10 protein-coding genes are annotated in these 12,686 nt (G+C 65.2%); 4 read left to right on the top strand and 6 right to left on the bottom strand.

Annotated features, from left to right (window positions below; translation table 11 throughout):
* Positions 1–137: 137 nt before the first annotated feature.
* From EGM87_RS00795 to EGM87_RS00770, 6 genes are all read right to left on the bottom strand, one after another.
* A complete protein-coding gene (locus tag EGM87_RS00795; protein WP_137709302.1) occupies positions 138–983 on the bottom strand; it encodes a TorF family putative porin in 846 nt (281 codons plus the stop codon).
* Positions 984–1,280: 297 nt separating this feature from the next.
* Positions 1,281–2,777: a SulP family inorganic anion transporter gene (locus tag EGM87_RS00790; protein ID WP_061936878.1), complete on the bottom strand. Its 1,497-nt coding sequence runs from the start codon at positions 2,775–2,777 to the stop codon at positions 1,281–1,283.
* A gap of 4 nt (positions 2,778–2,781) precedes the next feature.
* Positions 2,782–3,480 (bottom strand): carbonic anhydrase, encoded by a 699-nt coding sequence (locus EGM87_RS00785; RefSeq protein ID WP_025550378.1) that lies wholly within the window; start codon positions 3,478–3,480, stop codon positions 2,782–2,784.
* Between the two features lie 206 nt (positions 3,481–3,686).
* Positions 3,687–4,397 (bottom strand): response regulator transcription factor, encoded by a 711-nt coding sequence (locus EGM87_RS00780; protein ID WP_025550376.1) that lies wholly within the window; start codon positions 4,395–4,397, stop codon positions 3,687–3,689.
* Positions 4,394–4,846 (bottom strand): hypothetical protein, encoded by a 453-nt coding sequence (locus EGM87_RS00775; RefSeq protein WP_048577381.1) that lies wholly within the window; start codon positions 4,844–4,846, stop codon positions 4,394–4,396. Before EGM87_RS00775 ends, EGM87_RS00780 begins: the two co-directional genes overlap by 4 nt.
* A gap of 154 nt (positions 4,847–5,000) precedes the next feature.
* On the bottom strand, positions 5,001–5,525 hold the full coding sequence (locus tag EGM87_RS00770; protein WP_025550372.1) for a 3'-5' exonuclease: 525 nt from the start codon (positions 5,523–5,525) through the stop codon (positions 5,001–5,003).
* A gap of 288 nt (positions 5,526–5,813) precedes the next feature.
* On the opposite strand from EGM87_RS00770, the gene EGM87_RS00765 reads away from it, so the two are divergent.
* The 4 genes from EGM87_RS00765 to EGM87_RS00750 all read left to right on the top strand — a co-directional run bounded on the left by EGM87_RS00765 (position 5,814) and on the right by EGM87_RS00750 (position 12,682).
* Positions 5,814–6,908, top strand: coding sequence for a glycosyltransferase family 4 protein (locus EGM87_RS00765; protein ID WP_025550370.1), 1,095 nt, complete (start codon positions 5,814–5,816; stop codon positions 6,906–6,908).
* Positions 6,909–7,015: 107 nt separating this feature from the next.
* On the top strand, positions 7,016–9,265 hold the full coding sequence (locus EGM87_RS00760; RefSeq protein WP_137709303.1) for an amylo-alpha-1,6-glucosidase: 2,250 nt from the start codon (positions 7,016–7,018) through the stop codon (positions 9,263–9,265).
* Between the two features lie 70 nt (positions 9,266–9,335).
* Positions 9,336–10,085: an SDR family NAD(P)-dependent oxidoreductase gene (locus tag EGM87_RS00755; RefSeq protein WP_025550367.1), complete on the top strand. Its 750-nt coding sequence runs from the start codon at positions 9,336–9,338 to the stop codon at positions 10,083–10,085.
* A gap of 278 nt (positions 10,086–10,363) precedes the next feature.
* Positions 10,364–12,682 (top strand): TonB-dependent receptor, encoded by a 2,319-nt coding sequence (locus EGM87_RS00750; RefSeq protein ID WP_137709304.1) that lies wholly within the window; start codon positions 10,364–10,366, stop codon positions 12,680–12,682.
* Positions 12,683–12,686: the final 4 nt, after the last annotated feature.

The raw sequence follows: 12,686 nt of genomic DNA, 5'->3' as shown, positions 1-12,686 counted from the left end.
AGCGGGATAAGGACGGCCGGACCCCGGGTCAACCGCAGGGCCGGCGGGAAGCGCCCGGATGCGACAGCAGAAACAATTTGTCACGACCGGGAAAGAAGCATGCTCCGGGCCCGGCGAACCGGGCCCGGAGCATGGAATCAGAAAGCGGCGCTCAGCGAGAAGAGGATCGTGCTGCGCGCGATCGACTTGCCGAAGTCCTTGCTGTCATTGACCATGAAGTTCGGGCGCAGATATTCTTCCTCGACCCTGGCGATGTCGGTGTCGACATAGGCGACGCCCACGGTCAGCGGCGTGCCGGGAATGGCCAGGTCGGCGCCGACCAGCCAGTCGAGATATTTGCCGGTCGGCGCGATCGAGGTGCCGTTGGGGCCCAGGCCCGAATTGCCGTTCGACCAGCCCATATGGGCCTTCAGCGTGACGGGGGTGTTGGGAACCGCGGCGCTCAGATCCCCCCAGACGTAGAAATTGTCTTCCTTGTCGCCTGGATCGTCGATGCCGCTGGTGGCGCTGCTCTGCCACTTGCCGAGCGCTTCCTGCTTGGGAGCATAGGCGACGCCGACCAGGCCCTTGACCGGGCCGAACTGGTGGGACAGCTTCACATAGGGTTCGGCGAAGTCGGTCTTGTCGGCGCCCGACGGATACATGTACCAGGTCAGGCCGACGTCGACCGTGGTGCCCTCGCCCAACGCGGCGGAATAGCCGGCGACCAGGTCGAGTTCCATGTTCGACCCGCCGAAACGGCCCCAGCCGCCAAGGCTCGAACCCCAGGTGCCGACATAGAAGCCGCTTTCATGCGTGGCGGTGATGCCGCCCTGAATGGCCATGCCACGGTCGCTCTGCGACACGCCGCGGAAACGATAGTCGGAAACCAGGCCGACGCTGCCAGTGACGGTGACGGGGCCTGCGGGCTCTTCCTGAGCGAAAGCCGGAGCGCTGGAAAGCAGCGCAAGCGCGGCACAGGCAATCTGATACTTCATGAACATTCCCCTTTTACGTAAGAATGTTCCGTCCTGCGTCCGCTCCGTCCGAAGATCTCTTGTCTTATCGTCTTCGATACCGGCGGATCGAGAGCAGGTTATGGGGATAAGGCGAATTGGGGAAATGGCTTTTTCGCAAATGCGAAAGGACATGAAGGCACTGTGATGTCCGCAACACGATTATTGTCTTACAGTCTTCTGAATATTTCTATTATGTTTCCAGTTTGCATCTTAACGAAAAACCGCCGCATCGCCCAAGGGTGATGCGGCGGTTCGTTCAACGCCTGACGAGGGGGTGAAGGATCAGGCGGCGAGGTGGCGCATGCGGCCGGTGGCGCCGAACAGTTCGACCTGCGCGCCGGTCCCGCGGCGGCGGTCGACCCATTCGCGGACCATTTCCGCGCAAGTATGGTCGATATGGCTGAGCCGCTCGACATTCAGGATGACGAGCCGCCCGGCGGGAAGCGCCTCCAGCCTGGCCGACAGCTTCGGCAGGTTGAGGAAGGTGGCGGTGCCGTGCAGCGCGACTTCATGCGCGTCGTCGCGTGCTTCCTCGTCCACGCCCAGGCGGAGACGCCGGGCATGGGGCAGAAGCTCGATCAGCGAGAGGCCGATGCCGACCAGTACGCCGGTCAGCAGGTCGGTCGCCACGACGCAGATCAGCGTCGCCGCCCAGACCACGGCCGGCAGCGGGCCATAGCGGTGGAGGAGATGCTTCACATGGTCCACGCTGACCAGACGCACGCCGGTCACCACCAGGATGCCCGCCAGCGCCGCCATCGGGATTTCCCGCAGCAGCCACGGCAGCAGGGCGACGAAGCCCAGGATCCAGATGCCGTGCAGGATCGTCGACAGCCGCGTCCTGGCGCCGGCCTGGACGTTGGCCGAACTGCGGACGATGACGCCCGTCATCGGCAGCGCGCCGGCCACGCCGCAAAGCAGGTTGCCCACGCCCTGGGCGCTGAGTTCGCGGTTGTAATTGGTGCGCACGCCGTCATGCATGCGGTCGACCGCCGCCGCCGACAGCAGCGTTTCCGCGCTGGCGATGAAGGCGATGGCGATGGCCGTGGTGATGATCGTCGGGTTCAGGAGCTGCTGGACCAGATTGTCGCCCGGCAGCGAAATGGCCGAGACGATCGATTCCGGCACCACGACGCGCGCGACCGGAAGGCCGAGGAAGAAGGCGACCAGCGTCGCCAGCACCACGCCCACCAGCGCGCCGGGAAGCAGCTTCATGGAGGCCGGACGCAGCTTTTCCCACCCCAGCATGCCGCCGATGGTGACAAGGCCGACCGCGAAGGCGGTGGCCGCGTCCTGGTTGCTGAGGCCGAAAATCTGCCCCGGCATGGCGATCAGATTGGCAAGGCCGCTGGAAAGCGGCTTGTCGTCGAACAGCACGTGGAACTGACCGACGACGATCAGCACGCCGATGCCCGCCAGCATGCCGTGCACCACCGCGGGGGAGATCGCGCGGAACCAGCCCCCGACCCGCAGCAGCCCGGCGATCACCTGAATGGCGCCGGCCAGGATCAGGATCGGCCCAAGGGCGGACAGTCCCTGTTTCTGCACGATTTCGAAGACGATGACCGCCAACCCCGCCGCCGGGCCGCTGACCTGAAGGGGCGAACCCGCCAGCAGGCCGACGATCAGGCCGCCGATCATGCCGGTGATCAGGCCCTTTTCCGGCGGCACCCCGGAAGCAATGGCAATACCCATGCAGAGCGGCATCGCCACCAGGAAGACGACGATGGACGCCGTGAAGTCGCGGCTGAAGGTGCCGCCGGAAAATGCCTTGAGCATGAGCTTACTCCGCGGCCTCGGCATAGGCGATGTCGACCGCCAGACGCCTGGCATGGGGCAGCGCCACGGGCAGCGGCTGGCCTTCGCGCAGCGGCAGGAAACGGCCGGTCTCGCCGTCAAGACCCAGAACCTGGCCGGCATGGATGTCGACATACCAGCCGTGCAGCGCGATCTCGCCGCGGGCGATGCCCGACGCCACCGAGGGATGGGTGCGCAGATGGGCGAGCTGCGCCACCACATTCTCCAGCGCCATGTTGCGCAGCTTCTCCGCATCGCTGAGGTCGGCGGGGTAGCTTTCGCGACACACCTTCTGGGCGGCATGGCTGTGGCGCAGCCAGGCGGCGACATTGGGCATGGCGCTCAGGTCGGCATTGGTGGACAGCGCCTTCATCGCGCCGCAATCGCTGTGGCCGCATACGATGATGTCGCGCACGCCCAGCACCATGACGGCATATTCGACCGTGGAGGTCACGCCGCCATTCTGCGTCGCATGGGGCGGCACGATGTTGCCGGCATTGCGGCAGACGAACAGGTCGCCCGGATCGGCCTGCATGATATGTTCCGGCACGATGCGCGAATCCGCGCAGGAGATCATCAGCGCCTTGGGGCTCTGCCCGTCGCTGGCGAGGCGGTTGTAAAGCGCGCTCTGGTTCGGAAAGACATGGCTTTCGAAGCTGAAGACGCGACCGATCAGATCGTTCATGTCGTTGCATCCTTCTTATCTGATGGCCGGTCAGGGGGCAGACCGGCCTTGAGGATGCACAATAGGGAAGCGTTTTTGCTGCGTCGCAGCGGCTTTGTTAAATAATATGTCTGAGCGATGGAAAGCGCGATCGACAGGACGGCTCGTCCGATTTTCCAACGGAATCAATGTAATGGATGGGAAACATTCGACCGCGCCGGTTCGGCTCAGCGCCGGTCGACCACGGCGCTGAACATATATCCGCCGCCCCGCACCGTAACGATGGGCGCGGGCCGGCCGCCATGGCTGAGCTTGCGCCGCAGCCGGCTGACCAGCACGTCGACGCTGCGGTCTGACGAGGGCGCGTCCCGCACGCCGGCCAGTTCCATCAGGCGCGGACGGGCGATCACCACCTGCGGATGGTCGAGCAACACGAGCAGCAACGAAAATTCGGCGGCGGTCAGATCGACCTGCGCGCCGTCGGGATCGAGAACTTCGCGCCGGGAGGAATCCACCACCCATCCTTCGAACCGCGCCTCGGCCGGGCGGCGCACGCCAAGGGCGCGCTCGTTGCGCCCACGGCGCAGCACCGCGCGCAGCCGGGCGGCCAGTTCGCGGGTCGAATAGGGCTTCGCCATATAATCGTCGGCGCCCAGTTCCAGCCCGACCACCCGGTCGACCTCGCTGCTGTTGGCGCCCACCAGGATGATCGGCACGTCACTGCGGTCCCGGACGTCGCGGCACAGGTCCATGCCGTCCGGGCCACGCAGCGCGGCGTCCAGCACGACCGCTCCCACGGGCATGCTGTCCATGGCATTCCAGATTTCGTTCGCAGAGGCGGCGGCCAGGGCCCGAAACCCGCTTTCCTCCAGCGACTGGCGCACTTCATGGCGCACATCCTGCTGGGCCTCCGCGATCAATATCAGCGGTGGACTCATCCGCCGGTTACGGCGTCCTTCGCGGACAGCGCATGAATGCCGTCAAGCTCGCCCAGCAATACCGAACGGTCCCGCTGCGCCACGGCGACCGCTTCGGCGGCGCGAGCGCTGGCGTGGCGGGCGACTTCCGCCTCGATCTCGTCGCGCGCGGCAGTGCAGCCGCCGGCATGGCTGCCCGACAGCGGGGCGAAACGATGGATCGGCTTGGCGACGGCGGCCAGCGTGCGGCCCTGCGTCGCGACGTCCCGGTTCACGACCAGTTCGGCCTGCCAGCGGCACACCGGCATGGACGGCCGGTTGGCGAAGCGCGATTCGACCTCGCGGAAGCGGACCGTCGATTCGGTCTCGTAACTCGCCCGATAGGCGTTCGAAGCATGGGTGATTTCAGCGCTGTGGATCGGCGTGGCGACGGCAAGGGCCGCCGCGCTGGATGCGAGAATGAGCAACATGGGGCCTTCTCCCTGACGACCGGACATGGTCGGTCAGGGTTTAGGCGCACTGAATGTCTCCGAAATTTGCCGAGCGTTACAAATTGTTGCTCAAGCATTTTCCGGTTGCGGCAGGCGCATGGAACTCCTCCCGGTCTTCCAATGGGAGGACGGGTCAGGCCATGCGCATCAGGGCAGGGGCATGGATCGTCCGGCCGGCGATATGATCCAGCAGCGACGCCAGCCACAGCGCATCGCTCGCCGCGCGGTGGCGATGCGGCTGGACCGAGTCGGCAAGGGCGACCGCTTCCATGATCTGCCGCTCGCCCGCGCGATGCTCGTCGAGCAGCAGCGAGACATGATCGATGAGGAAGGGCGTCGCCTGCCCCGCCGCGTCGGCCAGCGTGTCCAGCCAATATTGGTCGATCATGCTGTCGGCCACCATCCGCTGCCCCGCGCAGGCGTCGGCCAGTTCGGCCAGCACGGTTTCGACGGGCAGGCCTTCGCGCTCCACCCGGTCGCGGCTCAGGCCGTGCAGCGCCTCCGCCTCGGCCGACCAATGCCATCCGGCCCAATCGTCATGCGGCCGGATCAGCCAGCTTCGCGCCTGGCCCTTGCGGGCGATACCGACTTCGATGGGATAGGACAGGCCGTGTCGGGGCAGGCACGATGCCTCGAAATCGATCGTGATGACCGTCAAATTGCTCTCCATATTTCAAGGCCATGTCCGCCCCACTTCAGACCGGCCGGCCAGATTTTCGCTGTCGCTCACCTAAGCGGCGACTATGTCAGTCCGAAGTCAGCGGCGCGAAAAATGATGCGGACGGGCGCTTTCCGTCGACCGGCCGAAAAAGGCCCGCCCACCGGAAAATCCCGACATGGAAGCGCAATCGCCATGCAACCTGCGGGCCTTTCACGCTTTTAACGGGGGCGCCCACCGCAGGTCGGGGGATCGGTGGCGGCGCGATCTTCGAAGGGATGCCCGACCATGAAAATTGCACAGATTGCTCCGCTTGCCGAAAGCGTGCCGCCGCGCCTCTATGGCGGTACCGAACGCATCGTGTCCTACCTGACGGAGGAACTGGTGCGTCAGGGTCATGAGGTGACGCTGTTCGCCAGTGGCGACTCCGTGACCGCGGCGGAACTGGTGCCGGTGACAGACATGGCGCTGCGGCTCAATCCCGACGTGCGCGACCCCATCCCCTATCACATGATCCTGCTGGACGCCGTGCGCCGCCGGGCCGACGAATTCGACGCGCTGCATTTCCATATCGACCTGCTGCACATGCCGCTGGTCCAGGATTTCATCGGCCGCACGGTGACGACGCTGCACGGCCGGCTGGACCTGCCCGATCTTCCCGCCTTCTACCGCGCCTTTCCCGATCACAGCCTGGTGTCGATTTCCGACCATCAGCGGCTGCCGATGCCGCCGGTGAACTGGGCAAGGACGATCCACCACGGGCTGCCGGCCGACCTGCTGCCGCCCCGCACCGGCCCCAGCGACGGCTACCTTGCCTTTCTGGGACGGATTTCGCCCGAAAAACGCCCCGACCGGGCGATCCGCATTGCCGCCCGCGCCGGACTGCCGCTGCGGATCGCGGCGAAGATCGATGCGGTGGACCGCGCCTATTGGGAGGAGGAGATCGCGCCGCTGGTCGAACGCTATCCCAATATCCACTATATCGGGGAGATCAACGAGGCGCAGAAGGCCGAATTCCTGGGCCGGGCAAGCGCCCTGCTGTTCCCCATCGACTGGCCCGAACCCTTCGGCCTGGTGATGATAGAGGCCATGGCCTGCGCCACGCCGGTCGTCGCCTTCCGCTGCGGCTCCGTCCCCGAGGTGATCGACCATGGCCAGTCGGGCTATATCGTCGAGAGCGAGGATGAAGCGGTCGCGGCGGTCCGCCGACTCCACGAACTCGACCGCGCACAGGTGCGCGCCGCCTTTGACGCACGCTTCACGGCAGAGCGGATGGCGGCCGATTATGTTCAGCTTTATCATGATCTTCCCGGCGCGCGGACGCAGGCCGCGATGCTGCGCCGGCTACGCGGAGAAGGTTCGGAACTTCAGGTCGTGGGATAGGGCATTTTCAACTGGACCGTTTACGGTCGACAGCCCGGAAAATGCGGCATCAAAGGACAAGAGCGTTTTCACCCGTCGTGAAAACGCTCCGGCATCAGGAGAGAGGCATGACGGCAAGCCAGTTGCAGCCGGAAAACCCCAGCCCTTCGGTCCCGAACGCCGGTCACGGCGTCGATCCGGGACAGGCGCTGTCGCAGGCGCAGACGCAATTCTTCATCCCGGCGACGGCGTCGCTGCATGAGCGGCGGCCGCGAACGCTGAAACATGGGGACAGCTTCGCCGTCTTCGACCATAGCGGCGATGCGATTGCCGGTCCGGGCAGTCCGGAAGGACTATATCATCGCGACACCCGGCATCTGTCGCACCTCTACCTCACCATCAACGACACCCGGCCGATCCTGCTGAGTTCTGGCCTTCGCGACGACAATGCGATGCTGACCTGCGACCTCACCAATCCCGATTTTCCGGGCGGGGACGGCCGGGTGGCGGTCGAACACGATCTCATCCACCTGCGCCGCACCCGTTTCCTGTGGGAAGGCGCGGTGCATGAGCGGATCACGATCCGCAATTTCGACACGGAGGTCCGCACCGTGGCGGTGAATATCGGTTTCGCCGCCGATTTCGCGGACCTGTTCGAGATACGCGGCATGACCCGTCTGCGGCGGGGCGCCGTGCGGGAGCCTGTGATCGGCCCAAAGTCCGTGCTGCTGGGCTATGACGGGCGCGACGACAAGCGGCGCGAAACGCTGCTGCGCTTCGATCCCGCTCCCCAGATCCTGACGGAAAGCCGCGCACGCTTCGAGGTGGCCGTGCCGCCCGGCGAGCGCCGCACGCTATATCTGCAAATCTGCTGCCAGCCGCAGGATGACGAGCCGGTGGGCGACCTGTCCAAGCATTTCCTGAAGACGCTGCGCGAATCCATGCAGGCGCTGAAGCAGGCGCGCACGCGCGGGGCGACCGTGCGCTCCTCCAACCAGCTTTTCAACGAGGTGGCCCGACGGTCCGTGGCCGACATCACGATGTTGTCGACCGACACCGAATATGGGCCCTATCCCTATGCCGGCATTCCCTGGTTCAGCACCGTCTTCGGTCGCGACGCGATCATCACCGCGCTGGAGACGCTGTGGCTGGACCCGGCGATCAGCCGCGGCGTGCTCGGCTATCTGGCCGCGCATCAGGCAACCGAATATGACGCCGCCGCCGATGCCGAACCGGGCAAGATCCTGCATGAAGTGCGCCATGGCGAGATGGCGGAACTGGGCGAAGTCCCCTTCCGCCATTATTATGGCAGCATCGATTCGACGCCTCTGTTCGTGATGCTGGCCGGGGCCTATCTGGAAAGAACGGGCGACAGCGGCTTCATCGCCTCCATCCTGCCCCATGTCGAGGCTGCGCTGAGGTGGATAGACGAGCATGGCGACCGCGACGGCGACGGGTTCGTCGAATATGGCCGGCTGACCGACCAGGGGCTTGTCAATCAGGGATGGAAGGACAGCCATGATTCGGTCTTCCATGCCGATGGCAGCATTGCGCGCGGCCCGATCGCGCTGGCGGAGGTGCAGGCCTATGTCTATGGCGCGTGGCGGGCGGCGGAGGCGATCTTCACCGCCCTGGGCGATCCGGACAGGGCGCTGAACCACCGCACGCGGGCGGACGATCTGCGCGATCGGTTCGACGCCGCCTTCTTCGACGCCGGGATCGGCACCTATGTGCTGGCGCTGGATGGGGATAAGAGGCCGTGCCGCGTCCGCTCCTCCAATGCCGGGCATGTGCTGTTCACCGGCCTCGCGAAGGAGGCGCGCGCCGACATGGTGGTGCACACGCTGATGGCGCCGGCCTCCTTTTCCGGCTGGGGCGTGCGGACCATCGCCTCGACGGAGGCGCGCTACAATCCGATGAGCTATCATAACGGATCGATCTGGCCGCATGACAATGCGCTGATCGCAGCCGGCTTTTCCCGCTATGGCTACCGGACGCAGGCGGCCCAGATCTTCGAGGGGCTGTTCGCGGCCGCGACCTATGTCGACCTGATGCGGCTGCCCGAACTGTTCTGCGGCTTTCCCCGGCGGCGGGCGCAGGGGCCGACATTCTATCCCGTGGCGTGCAGCCCGCAGGCCTGGTCCGCGGCGGCGCCCCTGTCGCTGATCCAGTCGAGCCTGGGCCTGACCTTCGATGTCGCGGGGGCGGAGATTGCCCTGCGCGATCCCACCCTGCCCCGCTTCATCGACGAGCTGACGCTCTACGGCCTGCGCCTCGGGGACGCGGCGGTGGACATCGCCTTCGACCGGATGGGCGACAAGGTGGTGGTGAAGCCGCTCGACCGGAAGGGGCATGCGCGCGTCGTGACCATTGCCTGACAAATGGCGCTTGGCATTGCCGCAAATGGGCTTACATCCCCGGCCATTGGCTGACAGGATGGAATGAAGCATGGCAGGGACGGCGCTGATCACCGGAGCAACCGCGGGCATAGGCGCCGCATCGGCGCGGCGTTTCGTCGCCGCCGGGTGGAAGGCGATAGTCACCGGGCGCCGCGCAGAACGGCTGGACGCGCTGGTTGAGGAACTGGGCGCGGACAGGGTGCATGCGATCAGCTTCGACATGCGCGACGAAGCCGCCATCGACGCGGCGTTGGCCGCCCTGCCACCGGGCTTTGCCGATGTCGACCTGCTGATCAACAATGCGGGACTGGCATTGGGCACCGCGCCGGCGCAGCAGGCCGATCTCGACCAGTGGCGCCAGATGATCGACACCAATGTCACCAGCCTCGTCACCATCACCCACAAGCTGCTGCCCCGCCTGATCGAGCGCAGGGGCGCGATCATCAACATCAGCTCGGTCGCAGCGACCTATCCCTATGCGGGCGGCAACGTCTATGGCGGGACCAAGGCGTTCGTCAGCCAGTTCTCGCTGGGGCTGCGGTCGGACCTGCATGGCACGGGGGTCCGCGTGACGTCCATCGAACCGGGCATGGTCGAAACCGAATTCACCCTGGTCCGCACTGGCAGCCAGGCGGCATCGGACGCGCTCTATGGCTCCGCCAATCCGATGACGGCGGAAGATATTGCGGAAACCCTGTTCTGGGTCGCCAGCCAGCCGCCCCATCTGAACCTCAACCGCATCGAACTGATGCCGGTCACCCAGTCCTTCGCCGGCTTCCAGGTCGCTCGCGAGGGCTAGGCAGCGTGGACATGTTCATGACCTCGCCGGACTGATTGATCGGGTGGCTGCAAGACATTCCCGAATTCGTCCACGCGGCCGGGAACCTATTCACTCATCCGTCATGCTCGAAACAGGCCCAGCATGACGGATCTGATCAACTTGCCCATCACGCCACGCCATTGTGACAGCCCCGTCACAAAAACGTCTCCCTCCAGTCAAACACCCCACATCGCAGTGCAACATTGAACCGCTAGGGCGCCCCCCAATCCACGATTGCGGAAAAAGGGGAAGTCCACATGCGTATCGCCACCGCCCTGCTGATGGCCTCGACGGCCATGGCCGCCATGCCAGCCTTCGCGCAGGAAGCCGCGCCCGTTCCGTCCGCCGCCGACGCGGCGGTCGAGGGTGCGAACATCATCGTCTTCGGCCGGGGCGAAACCCGTCAGGTTCAGGAAATCCAGGCGCAGGACATCGTCACCCTGACGCCTGGCACCAACCCGCTGAAGGCCATTGAAAAGCTGCCCAGCGTCAATTTCCAGTCGGCCGATCCCTTCGGCAACTATGAATGGTCGCAGCGCGTCACCATCCGCAGCTTCAGCCAGAACCAGCTCGGCTTCACCTTCGACGGCATTCCGCTGGGCGACATGAGTTACGGCAATCACAACGGCCTGCACATCACCCGCGCGATCAGCTCGGAAAATATCGGCAGCGTGCGCGTGTCGCAGGGCGCCGGCTCCATCGGCACCCAGGCGACCAATGCGCTGGGCGGCACGATCGAACATTTCTCCGCCGATCCAGCCGACTATCTGACCGGCGGCGCGCTGGCCGGGCAGGGCAACCTCACCTATGGCAGCGACGAAAGCTGGCGCGGCTTCGCCCGTCTGGCGCTGGGCAGCCGCGACAGCATCCGGGGCTATGTCTCCTACGCCTATGGCTCGACCGACAAATATAAGGGCAATGGCACGCAGGACCAGCATATGGGCAATGCCAAGGTCGTGATCCCTGTCGGCGACGTGACGGTCGACGGCTGGCTCAGCTATTCCGACCGGCGGGAACAGGATTATCAGGACATGTCGATGTCGATGATCCGGCGGCTGGGCTGGGATTGGGACAACACATATCCCGATTATGCCCGCGCCATCGACTATGCCAGCCGCCTGAACGATGTCGATCGGGTCAGCAACAGCGGCGGGTCGCCCTTCCCCGATGGCCGCTACGACTATAGCGGCGCTCTCGTTTCCGGCGGGCAGGTCTATCCCGGCAACGTCACCAGCGCGGACGACGCCTATTATGACGCAGCCGGCCTGCGCAAGGACTGGCTGGGCGCTCTGGGCATCGCCGCCCCGCTGGGCGAGCGGGCCAGCTTCAAGCTCAAGGGCTATTATCACCACAATAAGGGCATGGGCCTGTGGGCAACGCCCTATGTCCCCAGCCCCAACGGCGTGCCGATGTCGGTCCGCACCACCGAATATGAAATGGACCGGATCGGCGTCTTCGGCAGCGTCGACTTCGCGCTGGGCATCCAGAATTTCACGGTCGGCGGCTGGTATGAGAACAACGAATTCAACCAGGCCCGCCGCTTCTACGCCTTCGCCAGCCGGACCGAGCCGGGCCTCAGCTTCCGCGACTATCCGAAGAACCCCTTCGCGACCCAGTGGGAATTCGACTTCACCACCGACACCATCCAATATCATGTCCAGGACAGGATCGACCTTGGCATGGTGAAGATCGACCTGGGCTGGAAGGGGTTCAAGGTCACGAACGAAGCCGACGCCGTGGTGCAGGCCAGCTTCCCGGAGGGCCGTATCAAGGCCGAGGACTGGTTCCAGCCCCATGCCGGTTTCGCGGTCGAACTGTCTCAAAGCGCAGAGGTCTTCGGCGGCTTCACCCAGGCGACCCGCGCCTTCGCCAGCGCGACGACCACCGGTCCCTTCTCGACCAACCCGACCGGCTTCGACGCGATCAAGGGCAGGCTGAAGCCGGAAGCATCGGACACCTATGAACTGGGCCTGCGCTACCATGACGGCGTCTTCAACGGCGTGATCGGCGCCTATCTGGTCAACTTCCGCAACCGCCTTCTCGCGGTGCAGGTCGGCAGCCCCATTCAGGGCTTCGCCTCGGCGCTCCAGAATGTCGGCAATGTCCGCGCGATCGGCGTGGAAGCGGCGGGCACGCTGACGCTGGGCGGCGGTTTCAGCCTCTATGGCTCCTACAGCTACACCGACTCCACCTATCGCGACGATGTGGTGGACGACAGCGGCGCCGTCACGCCGATCAAGGGCAGGACCGTCGTCGACAGCCCCAGGCATATCGCCCGGGGCGAGATCAGCTACGACCATCAGGGCGCGTTCGGCCGGATCGGCGTCAACTATATGTCGCGCCGCTATTACACCTACACCAACGATCAATCGGTGCCGGGCCGGGTGATCGTGGACGCCAGCGTCGGCTATCATTTCAACGAGAATCTGGAATTGCAGCTCAATGCCACCAACCTGCTGGACAAGCGCTATGTCAGCACCATCGGTTCGGGCGGTTTCGGCAATAGCGGCGATGCGCAGACCCTGCTGGTCGGCGCTCCCTCGCAATTCTTCGCTACCTTGAAGGCGGGATTCTAGGGCG

This window comes from Sphingobium sp. RSMS (genome assembly GCF_005406185.4).
GTDB classification, from domain to species: Bacteria; Pseudomonadota; Alphaproteobacteria; order Sphingomonadales; family Sphingomonadaceae; genus Sphingobium; species Sphingobium fuliginis.
This window is presented reverse-complemented; position numbering and strand designations above follow the sequence as displayed.